Annotated in this window: 20 protein-coding genes; 13 read left to right on the forward strand and 7 right to left on the reverse strand. The window is 58.1% G+C overall.

The window, feature by feature from the left end; genetic code table 11:
* Positions 1-53 precede the first annotated feature (53 nt).
* Both BSG20_RS19225 and BSG20_RS19230 read left to right on the forward strand, forming a co-directional pair.
* Positions 54-962, forward strand: coding sequence for a homocysteine S-methyltransferase family protein (locus BSG20_RS19225; RefSeq protein ID WP_072377188.1), 909 nt, complete (start codon positions 54-56; stop codon positions 960-962).
* 361 nt (positions 963-1,323) lie between these two features.
* Positions 1,324-2,550 carry an MFS transporter gene (locus tag BSG20_RS19230; protein ID WP_072377189.1) on the forward strand — a complete coding sequence of 409 codons (1,227 nt, stop codon included), beginning with the start codon at positions 1,324-1,326 and terminating at the stop codon, positions 2,548-2,550.
* 112 nt (positions 2,551-2,662) lie between these two features.
* Here BSG20_RS19230 and BSG20_RS19235 read toward each other — a convergent pair whose 3' ends face one another.
* The 3 genes from BSG20_RS19235 to BSG20_RS19245 are packed head-to-tail and all read right to left on the reverse strand — an operon-like array spanning position 2,663 to position 5,447.
* Complete coding sequence (locus tag BSG20_RS19235) at positions 2,663-3,802, reverse strand: mandelate racemase/muconate lactonizing enzyme family protein (RefSeq protein WP_072377191.1); 1,140 nt, start codon at positions 3,800-3,802, stop codon at positions 2,663-2,665.
* Between the two features lie 12 nt (positions 3,803-3,814).
* On the reverse strand, positions 3,815-4,723 hold the full coding sequence (locus BSG20_RS19240; RefSeq protein ID WP_072377292.1) for a dihydrodipicolinate synthase family protein: 909 nt from the start codon (positions 4,721-4,723) through the stop codon (positions 3,815-3,817).
* Positions 4,724-4,736: 13 nt separating this feature from the next.
* Positions 4,737-5,447, reverse strand: a complete 711-nt coding sequence (locus BSG20_RS19245; RefSeq protein ID WP_072377193.1) for a GntR family transcriptional regulator — start codon at positions 5,445-5,447, stop codon at positions 4,737-4,739.
* A 122-nt stretch (positions 5,448-5,569) separates the two neighbouring features.
* Between BSG20_RS19245 and BSG20_RS19250 the strand changes: the two genes are divergently transcribed.
* The 5 genes from BSG20_RS19250 to BSG20_RS19270 are packed head-to-tail and all read left to right on the forward strand — an operon-like array spanning position 5,570 to position 10,782.
* Positions 5,570-7,171, forward strand: a complete 1,602-nt coding sequence (locus BSG20_RS19250) for an ABC transporter substrate-binding protein (RefSeq protein WP_072377195.1) — start codon at positions 5,570-5,572, stop codon at positions 7,169-7,171.
* 23 nt (positions 7,172-7,194) lie between these two features.
* Positions 7,195-8,256: an ABC transporter permease gene (locus BSG20_RS19255; protein WP_072377197.1), complete on the forward strand. Its 1,062-nt coding sequence runs from the start codon at positions 7,195-7,197 to the stop codon at positions 8,254-8,256.
* A 4-nt stretch (positions 8,257-8,260) separates the two neighbouring features.
* Positions 8,261-9,172, forward strand: a complete 912-nt coding sequence (locus BSG20_RS19260) for an ABC transporter permease (protein WP_072377199.1) — start codon at positions 8,261-8,263, stop codon at positions 9,170-9,172.
* Positions 9,165-10,013, forward strand: a complete 849-nt coding sequence (locus BSG20_RS19265; protein ID WP_072377201.1) for an ABC transporter ATP-binding protein — start codon at positions 9,165-9,167, stop codon at positions 10,011-10,013. The genes BSG20_RS19260 and BSG20_RS19265 overlap by 8 nt, the downstream gene beginning before the upstream one ends.
* A 1-nt stretch (position 10,014) precedes the next feature.
* Positions 10,015-10,782: an ABC transporter ATP-binding protein gene (locus BSG20_RS19270; RefSeq protein ID WP_072377203.1), complete on the forward strand. Its 768-nt coding sequence runs from the start codon at positions 10,015-10,017 to the stop codon at positions 10,780-10,782.
* A gap of 212 nt (positions 10,783-10,994) precedes the next feature.
* On the opposite strand, the gene BSG20_RS19275 is transcribed toward BSG20_RS19270, so the two are convergent.
* Positions 10,995-12,149, reverse strand: coding sequence for an ROK family transcriptional regulator (locus BSG20_RS19275; RefSeq protein ID WP_083539934.1), 1,155 nt, complete (start codon positions 12,147-12,149; stop codon positions 10,995-10,997).
* Positions 12,150-12,359: 210 nt separating this feature from the next.
* Between BSG20_RS19275 and BSG20_RS19280 the strand changes: the two genes are divergently transcribed.
* From BSG20_RS19280 to BSG20_RS19300, 5 genes are all read left to right on the forward strand, one after another.
* Positions 12,360-13,640, forward strand: coding sequence for an ABC transporter substrate-binding protein (locus BSG20_RS19280; protein ID WP_093041291.1), 1,281 nt, complete (start codon positions 12,360-12,362; stop codon positions 13,638-13,640).
* A gap of 138 nt (positions 13,641-13,778) precedes the next feature.
* Positions 13,779-14,663: a carbohydrate ABC transporter permease gene (locus BSG20_RS19285; protein WP_072377207.1), complete on the forward strand. Its 885-nt coding sequence runs from the start codon at positions 13,779-13,781 to the stop codon at positions 14,661-14,663.
* A complete protein-coding gene (locus tag BSG20_RS19290; protein ID WP_072377209.1) occupies positions 14,663-15,514 on the forward strand; it encodes a carbohydrate ABC transporter permease in 852 nt (283 codons plus the stop codon). The genes BSG20_RS19285 and BSG20_RS19290 overlap by 1 nt, the downstream gene beginning before the upstream one ends.
* A gap of 24 nt (positions 15,515-15,538) precedes the next feature.
* The gene (locus BSG20_RS19295) at positions 15,539-16,675 is read left to right on the forward strand and encodes an ABC transporter ATP-binding protein (protein ID WP_072377211.1); all 1,137 of its coding nucleotides are present in this window, start codon (positions 15,539-15,541) and stop codon (positions 16,673-16,675) included.
* 17 nt (positions 16,676-16,692) lie between these two features.
* Positions 16,693-18,828 (forward strand): beta-galactosidase, encoded by a 2,136-nt coding sequence (locus BSG20_RS19300; RefSeq protein ID WP_072377213.1) that lies wholly within the window; start codon positions 16,693-16,695, stop codon positions 18,826-18,828.
* A 367-nt stretch (positions 18,829-19,195) separates the two neighbouring features.
* Here BSG20_RS19300 and BSG20_RS19305 read toward each other — a convergent pair whose 3' ends face one another.
* The 3 genes from BSG20_RS19305 to BSG20_RS39180 form a co-directional block, all read right to left on the reverse strand.
* Positions 19,196-20,335 (reverse strand): helix-turn-helix domain-containing protein, encoded by a 1,140-nt coding sequence (locus BSG20_RS19305; protein WP_072377214.1) that lies wholly within the window; start codon positions 20,333-20,335, stop codon positions 19,196-19,198.
* 1,038 nt (positions 20,336-21,373) lie between these two features.
* The gene (locus tag BSG20_RS19315; protein ID WP_244541349.1) at positions 21,374-21,565 is read right to left on the reverse strand and encodes a hypothetical protein; all 192 of its coding nucleotides are present in this window, start codon (positions 21,563-21,565) and stop codon (positions 21,374-21,376) included.
* A 23-nt stretch (positions 21,566-21,588) separates the two neighbouring features.
* A complete protein-coding gene (locus tag BSG20_RS39180) occupies positions 21,589-21,831 on the reverse strand; it encodes an efflux RND transporter periplasmic adaptor subunit (RefSeq protein WP_478013398.1) in 243 nt (80 codons plus the stop codon).
* Between the two features lie 949 nt (positions 21,832-22,780).
* Between BSG20_RS39180 and BSG20_RS19325 the strand changes: the two genes are divergently transcribed.
* Positions 22,781-23,932 (forward strand): alpha/beta hydrolase, encoded by a 1,152-nt coding sequence (locus BSG20_RS19325; protein WP_072377216.1) that lies wholly within the window; start codon positions 22,781-22,783, stop codon positions 23,930-23,932.
* The last annotated feature ends 52 nt before the right edge of the window (positions 23,933-23,984 follow it).

Raw genomic sequence — 23,984 nt, forward strand, 5'->3', positions numbered from 1 at the left:
GTTATGAAAAGCTCGCCGCCGATAACGGCGATCGCCTGAATGGAGACCTCCTCATGAGCACAACGCGAATTCTCGATGGCGGCATGAGCCGCGAGCTCCTGCGACTTGGCGCCGAACTGAAACAGCCGGAATGGTCGGCATTGGCGCTGATCGAGGCGCCCGATATCGTGCGCAAGGTACACCAGGAATTCATCGCCGCCGGGTCGCAGGTCGTTACCACCAACAGCTATGCGCTTGTGCCCTTTCATATCGGCGAGGACCGGTTCCACACGGAGGGTGCTGCGTTGATACGCCTCGCTGGTCGCCTAGCGCGCGAAGCCGCCGATGCCGTCGACGATCGGAAGGTGCTGGTCGCCGGTTCGCTGCCGCCGATCTTCGGCTCCTACGAACCACAGAACTTCCAGCCGTCACGCGTGCAGGACTATCTCAAGGTGCTTGTCGAAAACCTCAGTCCTTTCGTCGATATATGGCTCGGCGAGACGTTGAGCCTGATCGCGGAGGGAGAGGCTGTCCGCAAGGCCGTTGCAACCACCGACAAGCCATTCTGGATTTCGTTCACACTGGCAGATGACGAGGCAAACATCAGGAGCGACGAACCGAAGCTTCGCTCCGACGAAAGGGTCGAGGACGCGGCATTCTGGGCGGTTTCGTCTGGCGCCGAGGCCCTGTTATTCAATTGCAGCAAGCCTGAGGTCATGAAGGCAGCGGTGGAAACGACAGCGCGTGTGTTTCGGAAGATGGACGCTCACATCGAAATCGGCGTCTACGCCAATGCCTTTGAAGGGGAGCAAGGCGGAGCAGCCGCCAATGAAGGCCTGCACGACACCCGCAACGACCTGACCGATGATACTTATTCGCGCTTTGCCTGTTCATGGGCCGAAGCAGGTGCGACTATAATCGGCGGTTGCTGCGGCATCGGCGCTGGCCATATCCATAGGCTCAAGAAAACCTTGCTGGGCTGAGCCTATGTGTGGCGAAGGTGAACTGTCATGACGGTGAGATACCGAGGCAAGTCACTGAAGGGGTTCGCCTGTCTATTGAGTGGCGAGCCCTTCTCCGTAAGCTTATTCAAAGCAGCACGCTGACCGCCAACTCAGCGGCGCCAGGATCCACCGACTATAGGTCTTTGGCTGGCACCTTCGTCGCAGTGCCAATCACGGCGCCTGAAAGGATTGATGGGTTGCGTTCTGGCGTTTACTTGACCTGCGCCCCTCGGATCGCGCGTCCGCTCGAGACAAAATCGCGGTTGGCCATTTATTGGGGAGCAGATTTGCCTTAGACCCGGCCATATACGCGGCCATCACCAGGCCGATGAAAGTCATTATGGATAGTGTTCAATACCGGCAGGAAAGCGTCCTGCGACATCCCGGCTACCTCAACTTCGCCGCATCCCGCGTGTTGTCCTCGCTAGCATTTCAATCGATCGCCGTTGCGATGGGCTGGATGATCTATGACCAAACGCATAGCGCATTTGCACTGGGTCTTGTTGGTCTCTGCCAATTCCTTCCCATGGTCATGCTCACGTTCGTCGTCGGGCAGGTGGCGGACCATTTCGACCGCAGGCGGATCGGTCTCATATGTCAACTGGTTGAGGGCGTCACCGCGCTGTTTCTGGGACTGGCTGCCTGGCAAGGCATATTGAGCGCGAGCGGAATCCTCGTTGCGGTTGCCATTCTCGGTGCGGCACAGGCGTTCGAGCGACCGACCATGGCAGCTCTGCTTCCCACTGTCGTTCCCGCAAGCCTCCTGCAGAAGTCGATCGCTACCACGACTTCGATGATGCAGACCGCCCTTGTGATTGGCCCATCGTTCGGGGGGCTGCTCTATGGTGTCGATGAAGTGGCACCGTTTGTCCTCTCGTTCGTCCTGTTTCTCATAGCCAGCATCAATGTAATTTCGATCCGCACGGAACGACCTGCCGCAGTTCGCCAGCCAGTGACCCTTGCATCGGTATTTGCCGGCGTGTCATTCATTCGCGGCAAACCTGTCATACTTGGCACGATTTCACTCGATCTCTTTGCTGTGCTTCTTGGGGGCGCCACTGCGCTGCTGCCGATGTTTGCTCGCGACATCTTGCATGCTGGGCCATGGAGTCTCGGGCTGCTTCGGGCGAGCCCAGCAATTGGCGCCGTCGTGATGTCGATCTATCTTGCACGCTATCCGTTGAAAACCGACGCCGGCCGCAAGATGCTCTGGGCTGTGGCAATCTTTGGCCTTGCGACCATGGTCTTTGCGCTCTCACAGAACATTGCCCTTTCGATCGGCGCTCTCTTTATCGTCGGCGCGTCCGACACCATTAGCGTTGTCGTGCGCAGTTCGCTGGTGCAACTCTTGACGCCCGATGAGATGCGCGGTCGCGTCAACGCCGTCAATTCGCTATTCATCGGGACCTCGAACCAGCTTGGAGAATTCGAATCCGGCATGGTCGCGGCCTTGCTCGGGCCGGTGATAACCGGGATCGTCGGCGGCATCGGTACGATTGTTGTCGTTGTGCTCTGGATCCGGCTTTTTCCGGATCTCGCACGCGTAAAGACTCTGTCGGGAGACTGAGGACCGCCCCGATCGGGCTAAGACGACGTTTGGGCTGGTTGCCGACCGGACGACGAGAACACGCGCGACAGCGGTGTTTTACATTGGCGTGCGTGGCCGAATAGCGCTGGCCTTATGGGTAGGCTGTCGCGCCGTCCGGCTTGCGGGTGATCTTGCGCTCCCAATGTACGTAGTCTTCCTTGATGAGCGCCTTTTCGTCAATTTCGATGCCCCAGCCTGGTCGGTCCGGTCTCAGCTCCATATGCCCGTCGACGGGCATATATGGATCGGTCGCCCAAGGGGCATATTCATGCGGCTTAAACTCCAGAATCTTGAAGTTCGGCTGCGCCGCACAGAAATGAATATTGACCGCAGTGGCCAGCGGCCCCATCGGATTGTGCGGTGCGACCGTCACATAGTGTGCCTCCGCAATGGCGGCGATGCGGCGCATTTCGGTGACGCCGCCGACCACGCAGATGTCGGGCTGGATAATGTCGGCGCCGCGCGCGCTCAACAGCGACAGAAATTCGAAGCGTGAGTAAAGTGATTCACCCGTTGCAAGCGGCACCGTCACCTTCGATTTTAGCTCCGCCCAGGCGGGAATGTGTTCCGGGCGGATCGGCTCCTCGTAAAAAAGCGGATCGTACGGCGCGATCGCGGCAGCGAGCTGGGCGGCCTGATAGGGCTCATAGATCTTTGCATGGGCATCGAATGCGAATTCGAAATGCGACGGCGTGAGGTCCCGGATTTTGCCGAACCAGTCGCCCGTTTCTTTGACTAGCTCACCCCACCGGCCCGCATGCAGATCGCGCCGGTAGGGGCTGAGCTTGAAAGCCGTATAGCCATAGGTCTCATTCAGCTTGAATGTTTGGTCGCGTGCGGCTTCCGGGTCGGGTGCGGTATAGACGCCGCAATAGACACGCACTCGGTCGCGCACATTTCCGCCGAGCAGCATATACACCGGAAGGCCGGCCGCTTTTCCTGCAGTATCCCATAATGCATGATCGATCGCCGAAATTGCCGCCAAACCCAAGGCGCCTGGCGGAAAGCGGCATTGCTGGTTGAGCTTGAGCACCAGGAACTCAACGCGCCGCGGGTCTTGTCCCTCTATCTGGTGAAAGAGATAGTCGAGTAGGGGAGGCAGGGACCAGTCAGGTCCATGGTTGTAGGCTTCTCCCCAACCGGAAATGCCTTCGCTCGTTTCGATCTTGACCAGCAGGCGCGGGCGATCGTCCACCCTCTGCATGTAGGTCTTCAGGGCAGTGATGTGCATGTCGTTGTATCCTCAGGCTGCGCGGCTAAGCTCGCTGACGCGTGCAACGATAGTCTCGAGTTCGGCGCGTTCTGCTTCCGTCAGCGCTTCAACGCCCGGAATGCGAACTGGCCCGACGTCGTTACCAAGCATACCGAGCGCCTCCTTCACCACGGTTACGTTGGCGCCGTTCAGATACTTCGTGCGCATGGCCTCGAATCCGGCAATGTCATCGATAAGCGCACGCGCGCCAGCATAGTCCTCCCTTTCCAGCGCTTGATGGATTGCGTGCGATCGCTCGGGGAAGACGTTGACGAGGCCCGAGGTAAAGCCCCGCGCGCCCATGGCATAGAAAGCAGGTGCCCATCCCTCTGCAAGACCGCAGACCCAGATCGCAGATGCATCCTTCGTCGCGCGGATTACCTCGGCGAGAAGCATGAGGTTGCCGGAGGCGAACTTGATGCCGGCAATGTTCGGATGAAGGGCAAGCTTTCGGAAGTCCGCCACCGAGAATGTATCGCTTCGAACATAGGCAATGACGGGGACACTCGAGGCTTCCGCAAGCTCCAGGAAATACTTGGCCTGGTAGCTTGGACCTGCAAATGGGTCCATCGGGTGATGGCCCATGATGGCGTCTGCACCATCGGCAATCGCCTCGCGTGCTAGCGCCTTGGCATCGCTGAGAGAGCGACCGACGGCCGCGCTCACAAGGGATTTCCCGTCGGCTGCCGTGATCGTTGTTGCGTGAACATGACGGATCTCTTCCAGCGTCAGCGTAAAGAATTCTCCGGTATTGCCAGCGGCCATCAGATTGTGAACGCCGGCGCCTGCAAGGCGGCTGATGAGGGCCGACAACTTGGTGCTGTCAATCCTGCCATCCTTCTGATAGGGCGTCACGGGAACGCCTGAAATGCCCGTCAGAGCCTTGCGGATTTTCTTCATTGCCTCGGTCACGTCAAATGTCCTCGTTCTTCTCGAATACGATTTTGAGGTAAGTCTCACCGGAGCGCACGACGTGGTCGCGCATCACACGCTCGGCCTTGTCGCTGTTGCCGGACATGATGGCTGCAGCGATCGCGGCATGTTCTGACAGGGCCTTGTCGCGCTCTTGCGGATCGGAGTGAATGACGCGTCGGATGCTTGCGTCATAGAACTGCTGCCGTTCGATCATCCGCGCTAGATACTTACACCTCGACGACACATGGATCTGGTCGTGAAACGTCTCGTTGAGCGCAATCAACTCGTCTGGAGATCCCGCTGCGGTCGCAGTTTTCATCTGCGCCACGATCGCTTCAATTGTGTCAGCCTCATTCTTGGAAATCCTCTTCGCGGCCAGATGCGCGATCATCGACTCCAAAGCTGCGCGGGCAAGGATCATCTCCTCTGCCCAACCCGAGTTGAACCGGATGAGCACTCCGCGCCGGGGAAGGGTTTCGACAAGACCTTCGGTTTCGAGCTGGCGTAGAGCCTCTTTGATGGGCGTGGTGCTGACGCCCAGCTGGTCTGCGAGCTGGCGTTCGTTGACGCGCTCGTTTGCCGCAAAGCGTCCGGAAAGAATGGCCGAGCGCAATGTGCGATGCACGTGATCGCGCAGTGTCGTCAGGAAGCGGGGGTCGAGCTTCTCGATCCGGTCCCCACCCGGTGCCGGAAGCGCTTCTTTCTGCATCACCTGAAAATCCCCCGTTGACGGCAAAATCGTTTTGTGAGATCTGATATACCAGATTTCAGATCGATGTCGATATGAAAAATGCGCGCTTGACGCGATTGCAGCGCTCCAGGGAGGAACGAATGGGCATTCAAAGACGCAGCTTCCTAATTACCTCGGCCTTCATCGCCGCAACGCTTTCGATGCCGCTCTCGGCACAGGCGGCAACGCCCAAGGACCAGCTTGTCGTTGCGATGAACATGTCGTCCATGCGTGGATTGGACCCGAATGAACTGAATCAACTCGAGGCGGCAGAGATCGTAGCCAATCTCTACGAGCGTCTCATTGCTCTGCCCGCAGATGACATCACCAAGCCGATGCCTGGCCTGGCCGAAAGCTGGACCGTTTCGCCCGATGGCAAGACCTTCACCTTCAAGATACGCTCCGGCGTGAGCTTTCATTCAGGAAATCCTCTGACTGCCAAGGATGTCGAGTGGTCGTTGCGTCGACTGGTCAAGCTCGGGCTTGCGCCTTCCGTCGACCTGCGCCAGTGGGGCTTTACTGACAAGAATGTCGACAGCCTGATCAAGGCAAGCGATGACACCACGGTTGTCTTGGAAACGCCGGAAGTGTGGAACCCGAACCTGATCTTCTATTCGCTAGCGAGTTTTTCCACTTCCATCCTCGACAGCAAGCTCCTGGCCGGGAAGGAAAAGAATGGCGATATGGGTCGGGAATTCCTGCAAACCGCTGATGCCGGCTCCGGGCCCTATTCGCTGCGGACGTGGCGTGTCAATGATCTGTTGATTGCCGACGCTTTCAAGGATTATTGGGCCGGCGCGCCCAAGATGCGTCGCGTCATACTGCGCCACATTCCGGAATCGTCTGGCCAGCGTCTGCAGCTAGATGCGGGTGACGTCGATGTTGCAACACGCCTCTCGTCGACAGATCTCGCTGCCGTTCAGTCAGGCGGGAAGGCCGACATCCAGAAGACGCCGGGATTCGGGTTTTACTATCTGGCGCTTAACCAGAAGGACGAGATTCTCGCCAACCCGAAGGTTCGCGAAGCCTTCCGCTACCTCATTGACTATGATGGGCTGGCAAACACGGTCATGAAGTACTACGGCATCAAGCAAGAGACGATTGTCCCGTCTGGCCTGCCGGGTGCCAGCGATGCCGCTCCCTACAAACTCGATATCGACAAGGCAAAGCAACTGCTTGCCGAGGCCGGCTATCCGAATGGATTTTCAAAAGTCTATTATGCGACACCGGTGACGCCGGAATATGAAGTGGCCCAATCCCTTCAGGCCAATGCCGCCAAAGCGGGCATCAAACTTGACCTGCAAGGGGGCGACCATATCGGCAAGTTTCGTAACCGTGAGTTCGAAATCTTTTCTGCCCGTACCGGCGAACGTCTCCCCGATCCGCATGCCGTTCTGGCCTCCTACGCGACCAATCCCAACAATGCGGACGATGCAAAGCTGAGCGGCCTGATCGCCTGGCGCACCGCCTGGGACGTTCCGAAGGATATCCAGGATATGGTGACGGCGGCAGCGCACGAGACGGACCAGGAGAAGCGCGATGATCTCTATGCGAAGGTCAACCAGGCCTATCTCAAGGCTTCTCCGGCTCTCATCACCTCGTTCCAGCGCACGGACGCAAAGGCTGTGCGCAAGGACATCAAGGGCTACATTGGTCATTCAACCTGGCTGACACGTTGGGACACGGTCTCAAAGGATCAATAGCCTGACCTCTCGAGGAGAATGACGTGACGATCGTACAGACAACCGCAACCGGGCCGAGCCGCGGTACGGCAGCGCTTGCGGCATTGCAAAAGGTGGCGGCGTCCTTTGCCGTCATCCTGACCACGCTTTTAGGGCTCCTGGTGATCACCTTCGTTGTCGGGCGGATGGTGCCCGCCGATCCGGTCATTGCCGTGATCGGCGATCAGGCCGACCACGAAACCTATGAGCGCGTCTACAAACAGATGGGCCTTGACCAGCCCGTCTATGTGCAGTTCGCGACCTATCTCGGAAACGTCGCTCATCTCGACTTCGGCCAGTCGCATGTTACGAAGAATCCCGTCGCCAGCGACCTTGCCCGCGTGTTTCCGGCGACGCTGGAGCTCGCGACCCTGGCAACCATCATCGGTGCAAGCCTCGGCATTCCTCTCGGCATCATCTCTGCTGTCAGGAAGGGCACCTGGGTCGACCACGTTGCGCGCATCGTTGGACTTCTCGGGCATTCGACGCCGATCTTCTGGTTGGGAACGATCGTCATCCTCGTCTTCTACGCGAAATTCGGCCTCATCCCAGGAAGTGGTCGTCTGGATGTCTACAATGAGGGTCTGGTGGAAGGGCCGACGAACTCGATCCTGGTCGACGCGATGCTTGCCGGCGAATGGGAGGTTTTCCGCGACGCGCTTTTGCATGTGGCTGCGCCTGCACTCATCCTCGGCTACGCCGCGATGGCTTATCTCAGTCGGATGAGCCGCAGTTTCATGCTCGAGCAGTTGCGGCAGGAGTACGTGTTAACCGCGAAGGCCAAGGGCCTCGGGCAACGCGCCATCATCTGGCGTCATGCATTCCGCAACATCCGGGTCCAGCTTTTGACGATCGTCGCCCTTGCCTACTGCGGTCTGCTCGACGGCACGGTTCTCATCGAGACAGTCTTTGCCTGGCCAGGACTTGGTCAGTATCTGACTTCTGCGTTGTTCTTTGCGGACATGAATGCCGTCCTCGGCAGCGTGCTTCTGATCGGCATCATCTCGATTGCCATCAATCTGCTGTCGGACCTCACCTATCGCTTCCTCGATCCGAGAACCCGGTGACATCATGGCGACACGCTATTTCAACGATCTCCACAATTGGCTGATCAACGAGGATTTTTCCTCGATGCGTCAGGCTCGTCTGCACAAGGCCTATGTGCTGTGGCTTAGCCTTATCGCCAATCCACTTGCCTTCGCCGGATTTGTGGTCGTCGCCGCATTGATCGCAATTGCAGTCCTTGCGCCGCTGCTGGCAAATCACGATCCAATTCTGCAGGATCTCACCATGGCCCTGAGGCCGCCGTCGGCGCTGCATTGGTTTGGGACAGACGAGTTTGGCCGCGACGTCTATTCGAGGTTGATCTATGGCGCGCGCACCACTCTTTATATCAGCATCCTTGTCACCGTCATCGTCGCTCCGATCGGCTTTGCGATTGGTGCAACGGCCGGCTACCTCGGCGGCTGGGTCGATGTCGTCCTCATGCGCATCACCGATATTTTCCTGTCCTTTCCAAGTCTCGTGCTCGCGCTAGCCTTCTCCGCCGCCCTTGGGCCCGGTATCGAGAACGCCGTCATTGCCATAGCCCTGACGGTGTGGCCGCCAATCGCACGTTTGGCGCGGGCTGAGACGTTAACGTTTCGCTCAGCCGATTTCGTGGTCGCTGCCGAATTGCAGGGTGCAGGCATGGGCCGTATCCTCTTTCGCCATATCGTGCCGCTTTGCGCGCCGTCCATCATCATCCGTTTGACGCTCAACATGTCGAGCGTCATCCTGACGGCGGCGGGCTTGGGATTCCTTGGGCTTGGCGCGCAACCGCCGATGCCGGAATGGGGCGCCATGGCGGCATCCGGTCGGCAATATCTCCTCGATGCCTGGTGGCTTACAACGGTTCCAGGCATTGCAATTCTCCTTGTCAGTCTCGCCTTCAACCTGCTTGGCGACGGACTGCGCGACATCATGGATCCCCGAAATGCCTGACCTTTTTCAGCCGATCCTCTCGGTAAAGAATATGTCGGTCCAGTTTCCGACCTTGTCGGGCGCCGTGACGGCCGTGAAGGATATCTCGTTCGACGTCGGACGGGAAAAGGTCGGCATCATCGGTGAATCCGGTTCCGGCAAGAGTACCACCGGGCGCGCCATCATGCGCCTCCAGCCGGCAAACGCGCGCGTCGTGGCCGAGGAGATGCGTTTTGAGGAGGTGGATCTGCTTGGCGCCAGCGAGGCCGACATGCGCGCGATCCGCGGCCGACGCATTTCGATGATCCTTCAGGACCCGAAATATTCGCTCAACCCGGTGATGACGGTTGGCGAACAGATTGCCGAAACGGTCATTCTGCACGAGCGCATCGGGCGGCGCGAAGCACGTCAACGCACGCTCGCCATGCTCGAGCGTGTCAATATTCGTGACCCTGAGCGCGTCTTCAATCTCTATCCGCACGAGGTTTCGGGCGGAATGGGCCAGCGCATCATGATCTCGATGATGCTGATTTCGTCGCCATCTCTCATCATTGCCGATGAACCGACATCCGCTCTTGACGTGACCGTTCGCCAGCAGGTGCTCTCGATCCTCGATGACCTGATCGCCGAACGCGACATCGGCCTGATCTTCATCTCGCACGATCTTAATCTGGTAAAGAGCTTCTGTGATCGCGTGATCATTATGTATGCGGGACGCATCGTGGAAACGCTCGAAGCCTGCCGCCTCGACCATGCAACGCACCCCTATACCCGCGGTCTTCTGGAAGGCCTGCCAAGCCTCGATCACCCGAAGGACAGGCTTCAGGTCTTACGACGCGAAGCGAGCTGGGCGGAGGTATGAGATGACGATGATATCCGTTAGCAATCTCGCCGTTTCGTTCGACAGTGGTCATGCGCGCAAGCACGTCGTCAAGGATGTTTCCTTTGATGTCGATCCAGGCGAGACATTCGGCCTCGTGGGGGAAAGCGGCTGTGGCAAGTCGACTGTTCTTGGAGCGCTCGCCGGCAGAATCAAAGACTGGAGCGGCACTATCGGTGTCGATGGAGAGGCTATTTCCCGAAAGCGCTCGCCTCAGCAGCTGGCAAAGCAACAGATGGTGTTCCAGGACCCGTTTGGCTCACTCCATCCACGCCACACGATCGGCCGCACCCTGCTCGAGCCGTTGGAGATTCACGGTCTTGACCAGCGCCAAGAAAGGGTAGAGGCAGTCCTACGCGACGTTGGGTTGCCGGCGTCCTTTCGCCATCGATTCCCGCACCAGCTGTCGGGCGGACAGCGCCAGCGAGTCGCGATCGCGCGTGCATTGATCTTGAGGCCCCGCATCCTGCTTCTCGATGAACCGACGTCGGCTCTCGACGTGTCGATCCAGGCAGAGATCCTCAATCTGCTGAAAGATCTGCGTGAAAGAGAGAAACTGACCTATCTTCTCGTCAGTCACGACATGGCCGTCATAGCGCATCTCTGCAACCGTGTCGCGGTCATGCAAGACGGCGTCTTCGTCGAGATCGCCACCCGTGAGCAGCTTCTCAGAGGGCAGGTCGCGCACTCGTATACAAGAACATTGCTTGACGGCAGTCGCGGATACGTGCCCACCCGTGAAAGAAATTAAGCCAACCATCTCGCTTGTACGCTGTTCGAATTCGCGAGCGACGCATTTCTGCGACGGCTGTTGGACTTTCCTTTCCGTTGTCGATCTCGTGGGAGGTACAGAAAAGCGTGCGCCGACCAGAGCCCAAGCGGCATCCATGGTACATCTGACAGGCCTCTATGATTGTTGTTGGTCCGATCTGGCGAAATCATGACTGTGGTTCGAACTGGTCATCATCCACTCGGCGATCGCTCGAAGTCGAAGATGCTTTGCGTAGCCAACGCTGCAGCTCCTCTTGCCCAGGAGCTCGGAACCCAATCCGTTTGAAGTTCCGGTCGTGAGAAAAATAGGAATTCGTTCATCGATCGCTTGAGGGGGCCCAATAGCGCTTCACCGAATTGAACAGCTTCTCCTCCCACGACAATAATCTCGGGATCGAATAGATTCACCAAGTCGGCCAAGTGTCTGCCGATACGTGATCCTGCTTCCTGTAGAATTGCAACGGCAGTTTCCTCGTCCGCCTCGGCGGCGGCCACGAAATCGGTCCGGGTAGCCGGTTTACCCCGTTTGCGTCCCCATTCAGCGATCATGTATGGTTCCGCAGCATGGGCCATGAGACATCCGCGGCGTCCACATTCGCACAGATCACCTTGCGGTATCGTTGTAATATGGCCCAATTTGCCTGCCGCGCCGTTGCTGCCATGGTATATTTCCCCATTCAGGACGAGTGAACAGCCAATCCCAGCGCCGATGGCCAGGGCAGCGAAATTCCGGTGGTTGCGGCCCGCCCCAAATAGCTTTTGGGCGATAGCGAAAGCGTTGACGTCATCGTCTATCCAGACGGGCACACGCACACGTTCGGCCAGGAGCTCGGCGAAGGGAAGGTCATACCAACCAAAGCGTGGACTTTGCAGGCACACCCCTTTCGTTGGGTCGACTTCGCCCGGAATCGACACGCCTATACCCATTATATCCCGCTCTTCACGACCTGCTTCCGCCAACAGGCGCGGGATCGCATCCTTGATCGCCTCAATCATTCCCTCGGGGGAGGTGTCCACGACGGCTGTTTCCATCGTGGCTAGTGGGATGGTGGCGAGATCAGTCAGCACACAGTCGATGCTGCTTCGATTGAGCTTGAAGCCCAGGGCGAGGTGAGCCTCGTAGTTAATGTCTACGGGGATCGGACGGCGACCGTTTGAGCTTGTGACGGCCTCCCGCTCTACAAGGAGCCGGTCTTCAATCAATTCGGTGACGACAAATGTTACGGCCGCCGGACTGAGACCAGTGATCAATGCCAGCTCGGCGCGAGATACGGGACCCCGGTTTCGCAGCAAGTTCAAAATCAACCGCCTGTTCATGGCGCGTGACGTGCTTGCATTGCCTTTCAAACTCTACCTCCTCAATGAGAGTTAGTTTATTTCGTAAATTAACTCTTGTCCTAACTCAGAAGGTAGGTTAGCTTTTCGGCGTTGGCAATGAGGAGGAGACCGCGGCGCGAGATTTTTCTGGCCCGCATGTTCTCAAGCAAATTCACGTTCAAGAAGCCCGACCGCTGGTCGGTTCGGGCCCGGCGAAGCTTTGTCCTGGGAGGATTCTGAATGACACCGAAAGACATAACCACTCTGCTTACAGGGGCGCCTTCGTCCCGACGCCAATTCCTAATCGGAGCCGGGACGGCACTCGCTGGAATGTCACTGAGCGCTCCCGCACTTGCCCAGAGCAAGGAAATGACGATCATCTCCAATATCGGCAACGCTTCGCAGCGCGACGTCCTGCAGCGCATTGCCAGCGAGTACGAGAAGACGAGTGGCGTCAAGGTGACCATCAACAACATGGATCACGAGGCTCACAAGACTGCTATCCGAAGCTATCTTGTGGTCGGTGCGCCGGACATCTGCTTCTGGTTTTCGGGTAACCGCATGAAGGCCTTCGTCAAGCGAGGGCTCTTCGACGATATCTCCGATCTCTTTGAACGTGAGAACTACAAGGCGGTGCTGGGCCCGACATTGAATGCCGTGACTGTCGACGGAAAGCAGTATGGCTTGCCCCTCGGCGGGCTGCTGTGGGGGCTCTTCTATCGCAAGGACGTCTTTGCTGAGAAGGGGTGGGCACCCCCGAAAACGATCAACGACCTGCTTGGGCTGGGCGAACAAGCCAAGTCCGCAGGAATGGTACCTGTGAGCATGGGGACCAAGGAGATGTGGCCCGCGGCCGGCTGGTTCGACCATATGAACCTGCGCATCAACGGCCTAGAAAAACACATGGCTCTGATGGATGGCAGGATGTCTTACACCGATCCTGCGATCCTGCCTGTCTTCGATAAATGGGCAGAACTCATCAACGCTGGGATGTTCAGTGCCAACAGCACGTCGTTTGGCTGGGAACAGGCGTCTGCAGCCTTGGCGCAGAAGAAAGCGGCGATGATGGACCTCGCAGGATTCATCAAGTACGGCTTCCCCGAGGGTCAGCAGGATCAAATCGCGTTCACACCGTTTCCGCAGATTGTGGATGGCATGGCGCGCTACGAGGACTTTGCCCTGAATTCGATCCACGTCCCGAAGAATGCCAAGAACAAGGAAAGCGCGCGTGACTTCCTTGCCTACTTCTACAAGCCCGACAACCTTTCAGCCTTCCTGGAGACCGAAAGTGCCGTGCCGCCTCGCAGCGACTGCCCGCCGAGTAAAGACCCGCTCGTGAATGCGGCGGTAGAGTCTCTCAAGACCGTCGAGGGCTCCGCGCAGTACTACGACCGGGATACCGACCCGGATATGGCACAGGAAGGTCTTAAGGGGTTCCAGGAGTTCATGGCCAAGCCGGATCGGCGCGACCAGATTCTGGAACGGCTCGAAGGTACGCGAAAACGCATCTTCAAGACGTAAGCCTATCGCGGTCGCCTGTTTCTCCCCGGAGCTGTACCGCACGACGGCAGGGCTGCTGATTAGCGGCAGTCCTGCCTTCTCCGAGCCAACCCAACGTCTGGGGCTTGGACCCATTAACATTTCCTGGAGTAGTCCTGGATGTCCACTCTCTGGCGACGCCATCGACATTGGATAACGCCGACATTGTTCATCGCGCCGGGTGCCCTGTTGTTTGGGGTGGTGATCATTGTCGCTTCCATCGAGACGATCTGGGTGTCGTTCTTTGAATGGGACGGCGTTGGCGTAAAACAATGGGTCGGTCTGGCTAACTATGTTCAGCTACTGAATGACCCGCAGTTTTACATATCGCTCAAGAACAACCTCATCTGGCTCGCAATGTTCATGCTAGCGCCACCGCTCGGACTAGCGCTTGCGTTGCTCCTGAACCAGCCTATCCGCGGCATGCGGATCATGAAATCTCTGTTCTTTGTGCCGCTGGTGCTCGCATCTGTTACGGTCGGCGTTGTTTTCACTTGGGTCTATGATCCGAGCTTCGGACTTCTCTCGCTTATCTTCGGATACTTCGGGGCGAGCGCACCCGCGTTGCTTTCCGACGAGCATTTCGTGACTTTCGCGGTCGTGGTCGCGGCCTTGTGGCCACAGGTGGCCTTCTGCCTCGTACTATTTCTGGCGGGCCTCAACAATCTCAGCGAAGACCTGATTGGGGCTGGGCGCGTCGACGGTGCGCGGGGCTGGCCGATGCTGTTTCATGTCGTTCTTCCCCAATTGCGCGAAGTCAGTTTCATCGCTTTGGCGGTGACGGTCATCGGCGCGCTTCGGTCATTCGACATGGTCGCCGTGATGACGTCCGGAGGGCCGTTCGGCTCCTCCACCGTCCTCGCGTATCAGATGTACGAGCAGTCAATCTTTTCATACCGTTTCGGCTATGGCGCGGCGATCGCGACGGTACTTTTCGTGATCATGGCGGCCTTTATCACCTGGTACTTACGCACTCTTCTCAGGCCGGAAAGGGAGGGCCTCTGATGTACCCAAGGTCCATATCGGAAGACTTGCCGGTTCGGCGGTTCGCGTATGTTGCGATGGTCGCTTTGATCCTCGCTCTCTGGCTCCTCCCGCTGCTGGCAGTCATGGCCACGTCCCTTCGATCATTCGAGGAAGTGATGGCGGGCAACTATTGGGGTTGGCCGAGGAGCTTCAATTTCATTGAGAACTACACGGCTGTGTTCACACAGACCGCCATGGCGCGATACTTCCTTAACAGCCTGATCGTGACATTGCCGTCGGTGGGCGGCGTACTCGTTCTCTCCACGCTGACAGGCTTCGTGCTTTCTCGCTACCGCTTTCGCGGGGCGAATGTGATGTTCGCGCTATTCGTCGGGGGGAACTTCCTTCCAGCCCAGATCATGATGATCCCGGTCAGGGATTTGATGGTTTCCATCGGACTCTATGATACCTACTACGCGCTCATTGTCTTCCACGTGGCCTTCCAAACGGGCTTCGCAACCCTCTTCATGCGCAACTTCATCGCCGCGCTTCCAGACGAGCTTTTCCAAGCGGCCCGCGCAGAAGGCGCGTCGCCGTGGCAGACACTTTGGCACATTGTTCTCCCATTGATCCGACCGGCGTTGGCAGCACTCGCGATCCTGACATTCACCTTTGTCTGGAACGATTATTTCTGGGCGATCGTGTTGACGCAGAGCGATGCGGTAAAGCCCGTGACCGCCGGCCTTAGCAACCTGCGAGGCGAGTGGGTGTCTGCGTGGAATCTCGTCGCCGCGGCAACGATCATGGTCGCAATTCCTCCAGTCGTAATGTTCTTCCTCATGCAGCGGCACTTCATTGCTGGCCTGACCGTCGGTGCGATCAAGGGCTGAGGCGAAACTCAAGGAATACATAAGATGGTCAGTGTCGAACTTATCAACATCGAGAAGCATTATGGGGGCTACCATGCCCTTAGGGACGTCAACCTGGTCATCGAGGAAGGTGAGTTCGTCGTCATGGTCGGGCCGTCGGGATGCGGCAAGTCGACCTTGCTGAAGACCATCGCTGGCCTTGAGACGACCAGTTCGGGAAAGCTCCTGATCAGGGGGAGGGATGTGACCAGATTAGAGCCTGGCGACAGAGGCATTGCCATGGTGTTCCAGTCCTATGCGCTTTACCCGCACATGACCGTCGCTGAAAACATGGGATTCGGCCTCAGAATGGCCAAGCGACCGAAGACCGAAATCGATGCCGCGGTTGCCCGCGCCGCCACAATTCTTCGACTTGAAGAGCAACTTGAGAAGAAGCCGAAGCAGCTGTCCGGCGGGCAGCGGCAACGTGTCGCCATTGGCCGTGCCATCACACGCTCGCCCGACGTCTTCCTGTTCGACGAGCCTCTTTCCAATCTCGACGCCGCCTTGCGCACTCAGATGCGGGTCGAGCTGTCGACGCTCCACTCCCGGCTCGCATCAACGATGATCTACGTCACCCATGACCAGGTTGAAGCAATGACAATGGCGAGCCGGATCGTTGTGCTCAATCAGGGCAGAATCGAACAAGTCGGCGCGCCGCTCAGTCTCTACAAGAACCCCGACAACCTGTTCGTCGCTGGGTTCCTTGGTGCGCCCCGCATGAACTTCGTCGCGGGGCAAGTGGCTGAAACCAACGGATCGGGTGCGCGGATTATAGGCGCCGGCGGTCTGGAGCTTACATTTGACCGGCTCACCGACAAGGTTTCTGTAGGTGATACAGTCACGGTCGGTATTCGGCCGGAACAGCTTCGGCTCGACGACGGCCTGGCCGAAATCCGTTTTCCTGGAAATGTGCGTCTGACGGAGTATCTGGGACGAGAAACGATCGTTTACGTCGACGCCGGACCACTGACCACGACAGGATCGGACAGCGGCACGACCGTTTTCACCGTTCAGATCGCGGACGTCAAACCCTTTCAAAACGATCGCTCGGTGTCGGTCGGCTTCGATCCAGCCGATGCCTACCTTTTTGGGCCCGGCGGCAAAACCATCACCCCTCCCAAGGCCGTCGCGACAATCTAAGCAAGGATGAAACAGTCATGAAGCGTACCCCTCCTGCGCCGCTTTCGGTTTGGCGCACTCTCAATCTCGATGACTTTCTCCTGGGCGTTCCACACTATCCGGAGCACGTTGACGAGAGTTATTGGCTGCGTGATGCCCAGCGAATGGCGGCAGCCGGTTTCAACGTCGTCCGCCTCGGCGAGTTTGCATGGCACCTGATCGAACCTCAGGAGGGGCATTTCGACTTTTCGCTGTTTGATCGGGCCATCGATGTCTTGGCCTCCGAAGGTATCAAGACGATCTTCTGCACGCCGACTGCGACGCCACCGCGTTGGCTGACATCAACCTATCCTGAGGTGCTGCGCACGGACGAGACCGGCCGCACTGCGTCGCATGGCTCACGCCAACACGCAGACACGAACAGCCCGGTCTACCGTATTCACAGCCGACGCATCACGGAGGCTTTGGCCCGGCACTACGCAGGCAATTCGAACGTCATCGGCTGGCAAACCGACAATGAATTGAACACGACTGTGTCGACGTCATACTCCGAGGCGACCGAACGGGAGTTCCGGCGCTATCTTCGGGATCGCTATGAAACCATTGCGGCGTTGAATTTCGCGTGGGGCGGGAATTTCTGGGCGCTGGCCTACGACAACTTTGACCAGATCGCGGTGCCTCGAAAGGACAATCCGGGTTTTCCTGCTCCAGGGCACATGCAGGACTATCATCGGTTCTTGGCGCATGCGACTGCTGTCTTCCAGCATGACCAGGTGGAAATTCTCCGTCGAGCGAACTCCGACTGGTTCATCTTCCACAATCTCGGCCGTCTTGAAGACATCGATTTCCGTGGTCAGTTCGGTCAGGACCTCGACTTCCTTGGCTTCGACGTTTACCCGATGCTCTACGACGAGATGAGACGGAGCGGTGGTCATCCCGCTACTCAAGCCTTGCATCTCGACATCTGCCGCGCCTATTCAGGCAATTTCATCGTGCCCGAACAGGCTTCAGGCTTCGGTAGTCAACCTGGTTTCTCGACTATGACTCCTGAGCCGGGTGAGATGCGCCGGATGGCACTCAGTTCTGTCGCCCGCGGGGCCGACGGCCTCCTGTTTTTCCGCTGGCGTCCAGCACATTTCGGCGCCGAAATTTACTGGATGGGTATCATTGACCACGATGACATGCCCCGTCGCCGCTACCAGGAAGCCGTCCAGTTCGCCGGCGATATCAACAAGATAAAGCCGCACCTGCTTGGTACGACTGTGCGTATGGACGTCGCCATCGCCGGCGCGGACTTCGATAATCAGGAGGCCTATAAGACTTATCCAATGGGTATGCCAAGCCCCCTGGAAGACGGACGGCTTCTACATCGCTACTGCTATTCCAAGGGTATAGCGTGTGGCTTCATCCATCCGGAAGACGACTTGTCGCGTATCAAGGTCCTATATGTGCCGCATTGGGTAATGTGGAGACCGGAATGGAACGAGAATGTGGAAGCGTTCATCAAGGATGGCGGGACCTTGATTGTCGGTGCGATGACGGGCACCAGAGACGAGAACAACCATATTCCAACCGAACTCGCTCCGGGACCGGGTCTATCCAGACTATGCGGCGTTCGCGTCGAGGAGTTCGGCCGCGTCGCAGAGCCGGGTGCCGATGGGCTCTTCGGCCTGCACGGAACTGAGTACGGCCTCCACAATCCAGCGAACCGTCTGCCGGCGAGTTCGGCGACCAGACGTTACAGTTTCAGTCTCGGCAACCAGGAGTACGACGCAGCGCATTTGTACGAGCTTCTTGGGCTCGACGATGATGTGAAGGTAATCGGGCGATGGACAAACCGATTCGCCAGCGGTCGACCAATGGTCACAGTCCGCAGAGTTGGTAAAGGTCGGGCGGTATATGTCGGAACGTATCTAACGGAGTCGCTAGTCGAAGCCTTGGCGACCCAATTGTTCGGAGAAAGCCATGTTCAACCTCTTCTCCAGGACTTGCCGCAGAATGTGGAAGTCACAATGCGGGAGGCCGATGACCGCAAGTTGCTATTCGTCCTAAATTGCGAGGCCGAAGCAACGGAAATCAAAACTCCTCCGCAAGGTATCGATCTAATCACCGGTCAGCTTGTCGAAGGAAATTTGACGCTAGGCCCGCATGAATGCGCTGTGATTCAATTATGAAGAAGAGCAACATCCTGCCAAGATGCTTCGAAACTTGAATTTGCAAGCTTGGCTCAGCAACCAGCGCGAGCTCGCAAGTTCGATTTCTCAAAAGGCGACTACCTGGCGAGGCCATTACGCATATCGCAGTTGATTGAACCGACGCCAGCAAAGGTGCTGACTTCATTTTCCGGAAGTTGGGCCGCACCGTGACCTACCATTTGAGGAGGACCCTCGACCAGGAAGCGGGGCGGCCCAGCACGGAGCGATGACTTGGCAGATGGGTGCCCGGGATCGCGGCGACGAACCTTTGCAGCCACGCCATGAAAATGGGACGAGGACTTGTCGATCGAGGATGCCTGCCAACGGCCAGAGGCACGCATTTAGGCTACCCTTGCAACCGTCGAAGAAGCACGCCCAATCGCTTCTCGGATGGGCAATCCTCAAGATCTGGGCGAACCGGTATGCCACCCCCTCCACGGTTCCTCACTTCGCTCGGGCTGTAACCGAACGCTCGCTTGAACGCGCGGCCAAACTCGGCGCCGTCGCTGAAACCGCGCTCTTCGGCAATCTGGAATATCAGACGCCGATCGTTGGGGTCGGTCAACGCGGCATAAGCACTCAGCAACCGACGATGCTGAATGTAATGCATCACCCCGCCGAAGGGCTCGAATAAGTTGTAGAGGCGCGTGCGCGAGATCCCGAGCTCCCGTCGCACTAACTCACTTCCGAGTTTCGGGTCGAGCAACCGATTGTGCACAAATTGTCGCGCCCTTTCGAGAAGCACATTGGCAATAGGTCCTTCGGCCGCCTCGATATGGTCTGCAGACGGCGACACACAGGCAAGGATCATTGCACGTGTGGCTGCTGCGAGCCCTGGCAGATCGGCCTGGGCGAGCATCGGCAGACGATTGGCGACGTCAATCAGGTAGTCCGAGAACAATCGTCCCATACCTGTCCCAAGTGTCGAAAATTCCGCCGAGCCAAGCGTGGCCGCCGTCTCAAGCGAAAGATCACGCGGCACGAACAGTACGAGCATTTCGCTTTTGTCGACGACGCCGGTGAAAGAGCGACCAAGCGAATGAATCTGGACCTCACCGGGACCCGCGGTAAACGCATTTCTCGCTGCATCGGTCCGGATCTTTCCCGACAGCAGGATTGTCATTGTCCAGTGATCAACCGGATCCCGCCTGAGATGTCCCGGTAGGCTGGAAAATGCGAGGCTGTCAGTGCTGATTTGGGCAAGTACAAGACTGCCAAGATCCCAAAGCTTCTGCCGGCCGTTAAAGGCGGCGGTCGTTGGGTCGATGTCAGCCAGTTCGAGCATAGGCTCGAAACTATTGTGCCATGCCGCAAACTGATCCGGTCGCGGCAACCCTGAGGTCGAAAATTCAAAGGAGGGCAGGAACGATGCCCTCGCGTCCACCGACACCGCATCATCTGCCTCGAGATTCGGGCTTGCAAGGTTTTCGTCTTCCAACTTCCGCGCCAGCAACCTGACGGGCGCTATGCCGCCTTCGGTCCTCATCGCATCGACCTCCAGTGGGCCGATGTCATGGCGCGACCAGCTGCTGGTATCGGAAAATTCGCCCCTAAAGACGTGGACTTTGAGCGCAAAGTCCGACGCGCGCAGTCGTGCTGCCGCGTGATTTTCGCCCGTACCACAAGCGCGGCCGCACTGTCGGTTTGGCCGCCAAGCATATTGCGGCCGTCGTTGCAGGGTATCGTTTTGTGATCGGTGTCGAAGCTGTTCCAGCGATGAGAATAAGCGCTGGCTGAAGTGCCGGGTTTGCGCGGAAAGCGACCACTCGAAATGGTGACGATCCTCTCGAGGGTGCATATCTGTGCGAGGCCTGACGCGATGGAAAGGCTGGTTGAGACAACAGAAAAAAATGTGCAGTTCATTCGTACTCTCCTCTTGGGCCTATAAGCGAGGGCCAGGTGACGTTTGAATGATGCAAGCGAACTGTTTTCTGCAGGCTTCCAGGACAGCCCGTCATTCGCACGCCGCGAATGCCGAATATTCGGCATTCGTCACGGCAAATGGCGGCAAGCCCCTGTGGTGGCATTCCCTCCCAGCTGCAATCTAGCCTTTCCGATGCGGCTTCTCAACCCTCAGATGCATGACGAGCCAGCGACTTCGCTGTACGAAGGCCTTAAGTTGTCTTCGCACTGCTGCTCCTGGTTCACGATCGACCTCGGCCTTTGAACGGCGCGACAGAAACGTGGCAACTCACGTTCCCGGGGATGTGCCCGCGCAATCAACGATGTACACAATAAGGATAGGCACGCCGCTGGACGGCGAGGCCGTGCCCTTCAGGCATTTTGTCCAGTCTACATAGATCGTCTGAAAACGGTCAGCGTTGACGAAGAGCCATTGCGCAAGCTTGCCGAACCCTCATGCCTCCGAGGCGCCGATGGCGGCAATGACGACCACGGTGACGCTCACTGTGAAGCCCCAGGAGCTTCGGGAGCCAGCGCAGCAGTGTGGCCTGACACGACCGCGCGCAGTGCTATTACATTGACATTGGCCATATGCTTTTGGGCGACGTCGGCCGGAAAGCTGTCATCCCCCAGCTGCAGCCGGCTCCGGCGCTGAGACTTCCACATTGTCGGGTGCAGTCTCGGCCGGAATGCGGAACCACAGCACATAGAGCACCGGCAAGAAGATCAGTGTCAACCCCGCAGCCACCACCAGACCGCCGATGACGGTAAAAGCGAGCGGTGACCAGAAGGGATCGCGGATGATCGGCAGCATTCCAAGGACCGTCGAGCCCGCCGTCAGAAAACGACGCCGGCAGCGTTTGCCTTCAGTACGCGGTTGTCGAGATTGGTCTGGGCGATCCGCAGACCGGCTTGGGCAGCATCGACACCAGCTTGCGCCATACTCGCCTGAGCGATGGCGGCCTCGAAGGCCTGTCGGGTGGAAGTGCGCGGGTAAAGCTGCTGCTGCCGTGCCCGCTCGGTCTCTGCGTTCTGGAACTGGGCCTGGGCCGAAAACAGGTTTGCTTCGGCCTTACGCATGGCGTCCTGTGCATCTTCGGCATCAAGACGAGCGAGAACGGCTCCCACCTCCACAAGATCGCCGACGTCGACATCGCGCTCTCGGATCTCACCGCCCTGTCGGAAGCTGAAGCTGGTCTCGATGCGCGGCCGAATCTCTCCGACAAGCGACCCGTACGTATCCTCGGGATTGAATGAAACGGCAATCGTTCTGACTGGCCTCGGCGGCCGCTCCGCAGTGTCATCCTCGCGCTGGCAGCCCGATCAGGAAAAAGGCAGCCAGCACTGCGGCGGACAAGTGGAACGTTGCGGGGGATCTCGATGCAGCAAGGCGTATTCTCATCGGCGCCCGAATGCTCACCGTCGCGACAGCTCGCCGGCACGCGTGGATGATGGCGGAAATGAAAGGCAATCAATAGGATACATCCACCTCATAAGATTGGACGCGTCGTCATGTCCCACCGCGCGCGCTGCAAAGCTCATCAGAGACACAAAAATCGACCTGACCGACACGACGGCTTTGGCGAAACAACGGGGCGATGAAGAAATGCGCCCGTCATTCATCAATCCATCTGCCGGAGTGATCAGCGCCACTGGTAGAAATCCTGAGTAGGAACTCAAGTGACGGTGCTCCCTTAAACGCCCTATCGGCTTGCGCTTGCCACCGAACCCGGAGGCGCACTTCTCCATTGGGAACTATAGAGCGGTTTAAGAAGCGAAGTGATCAGCACTGAATCCCGCAAACAGGCCTGCCGTCCATAGGGGAACGGGTCTCTGTTCGTCGGACGATTGAAACACCGTCCATTCGCCGAGACTGCGAGCGCGCTCAGAATTCCTCTACCGAACCTGGCGCGGATAGCCTAGAACTACGAAATGCTTCGCCTCATGCGTGTAGGTCGCGTGAGAGATTGTCCACGAGACACTTTGCTGTTGACGATTTGAACAGCTCGCCAGGGATTAAGACCGAGCCATGTCCTCAATGCGATTGTCGGTCATTGTGATCATGCTATTGGCTCTTCTCGGCTGTGGCGGACCACGCGCGGTGCTCGGCCTTCCCGTGGCATCGTCATCGGGAGCAGAACCACGGTCAATCGTTCCGATCTACGTCGCTACCACGCGCGCGCGGTCCGACAACCTTTCCCTGCCTTATTCGGCTGAACGGTCGAAGACGCTGAATTTTGCGAAACTCGAGATTGGAATTCCAAGAAACCACGTTCCTGGCCGCGTCGAGACAAGCGGGCGCCTGCCCGATCCCAGCCGGCACTTTTCGGCGCGAACCTACCAGCCGATTGCCGAGCGACAAGAATTCATCAGGCGGCTGAATACCGCCCTGGCGCAGCGTGCGCCCGAAAATCGCGAGATCTTGATCTTCGTCCACGGATACAACAACAACTTCGCCGACAGCGTCTTCCGTAATGCTCAGATCACCTACGACTACGATATCAAGTCGGTCTCGTTGCACTATGCCTGGCCGTCAGGAGCGTCCGTCCCTCTCTACGTCTTCGACCGCGATAGCGCCCTTGTCGGCCGGCGGGGACTTGCCGAGACGATCGAAATCGCTGCACAGACGAATGCGACGAGAGTGATCCTGGTCGGTCATTCAATGGGCGCCTATGTCGTCACCGAAGCCTTACGCGATTTGGCCCTTAGAGGCCGCACCAGCACTCTGAAGCGTCTGGGTGGAGTGGTGCTCGCGGCCCCGGACATCGACGTGGACGTCTTCCTGAGCCAGCTTGACGATATCGGGGAAATCCCGCGACCGTTTACAATCATCGTTTCACAGCGCGATCGAGCGCTCGGGATTTCCCGGCGATTGGCGGGCGGCCGCCCGCGCGTCGGCAGCGGCTCGGATGTCGCGATTCTTCAAAAAAGGGACATCGCCGTTATCGATGTCTCTGACATCGATGGCGGTAGACACAACGTCTTTGCCAGTTCACCGACGCTCATGGACATTGTCAGCAACAATGCCCTGATGCGCAGCGTGCTCCGAGAGGACCAAGGTCCCGTTGGCCAGACCATGCTGGCAGACGGAGCATCGGTGATCGAGGGTGCTGCAACCCTGGTGATCTTTCTTCCAAGCCGCATTCTGGGTGGGCTTGCGCAAGCAGCCGCTGGGCAATAGCGGAGTTTGTGCAGGTCGAACCCAGATCGCCGAGACGTCACCCGTTCAGCGG

Origin of the sequence: Rhizobium tibeticum, assembly GCF_900110205.1 — a bacterium.
GTDB lineage: Bacteria > Pseudomonadota > Alphaproteobacteria > Rhizobiales > Rhizobiaceae > Rhizobium > Rhizobium tibeticum.

Excerpts from the sequence above, each read along its gene's own strand:
- BSG20_RS19225 (WP_072377188.1), top strand. The coding sequence starts at position 54 with ATGAGCACAACGCGAATTCTCGATGGCGGCATGAGCCGCGAGCTCCTG.
- BSG20_RS19230 (WP_072377189.1), top strand. The coding sequence starts at position 1,324 with ATGGATAGTGTTCAATACCGGCAGGAAAGCGTCCTGCGACATCCCGGC.
- BSG20_RS19235 (WP_072377191.1), bottom strand. The coding sequence starts at position 3,802 with ATGCACATCACTGCCCTGAAGACCTACATGCAGAGGGTGGACGATCGC.
- BSG20_RS19240 (WP_072377292.1), bottom strand. The coding sequence starts at position 4,723 with ATGAAGAAAATCCGCAAGGCTCTGACGGGCATTTCAGGCGTTCCCGTG.
- BSG20_RS19245 (WP_072377193.1), bottom strand. The coding sequence starts at position 5,447 with ATGCAGAAAGAAGCGCTTCCGGCACCGGGTGGGGACCGGATCGAGAAG.
- BSG20_RS19250 (WP_072377195.1), top strand. The coding sequence starts at position 5,570 with ATGGGCATTCAAAGACGCAGCTTCCTAATTACCTCGGCCTTCATCGCC.
- BSG20_RS19260 (WP_072377199.1), top strand. The coding sequence starts at position 8,261 with ATGGCGACACGCTATTTCAACGATCTCCACAATTGGCTGATCAACGAG.
- BSG20_RS19265 (WP_072377201.1), top strand. The coding sequence starts at position 9,165 with ATGCCTGACCTTTTTCAGCCGATCCTCTCGGTAAAGAATATGTCGGTC.
- BSG20_RS19270 (WP_072377203.1), top strand. The coding sequence starts at position 10,015 with ATGACGATGATATCCGTTAGCAATCTCGCCGTTTCGTTCGACAGTGGT.
- BSG20_RS19280 (WP_093041291.1), top strand. The coding sequence starts at position 12,360 with ATGACACCGAAAGACATAACCACTCTGCTTACAGGGGCGCCTTCGTCC.
- BSG20_RS19285 (WP_072377207.1), top strand. The coding sequence starts at position 13,779 with ATGTCCACTCTCTGGCGACGCCATCGACATTGGATAACGCCGACATTG.
- BSG20_RS19290 (WP_072377209.1), top strand. The coding sequence starts at position 14,663 with ATGTACCCAAGGTCCATATCGGAAGACTTGCCGGTTCGGCGGTTCGCG.
- BSG20_RS19295 (WP_072377211.1), top strand. The coding sequence starts at position 15,539 with ATGGTCAGTGTCGAACTTATCAACATCGAGAAGCATTATGGGGGCTAC.
- BSG20_RS19300 (WP_072377213.1), top strand. The coding sequence starts at position 16,693 with ATGAAGCGTACCCCTCCTGCGCCGCTTTCGGTTTGGCGCACTCTCAAT.
- BSG20_RS19305 (WP_072377214.1), bottom strand. The coding sequence starts at position 20,335 with ATGAGGACCGAAGGCGGCATAGCGCCCGTCAGGTTGCTGGCGCGGAAG.
- BSG20_RS19315 (WP_244541349.1), bottom strand. The coding sequence starts at position 21,565 with ATGCTGCCGATCATCCGCGATCCCTTCTGGTCACCGCTCGCTTTTACC.
- BSG20_RS39180 (WP_478013398.1), bottom strand. The coding sequence starts at position 21,831 with ATGCGTAAGGCCGAAGCAAACCTGTTTTCGGCCCAGGCCCAGTTCCAG.
- BSG20_RS19325 (WP_072377216.1), top strand. The coding sequence starts at position 22,781 with ATGTCCTCAATGCGATTGTCGGTCATTGTGATCATGCTATTGGCTCTT.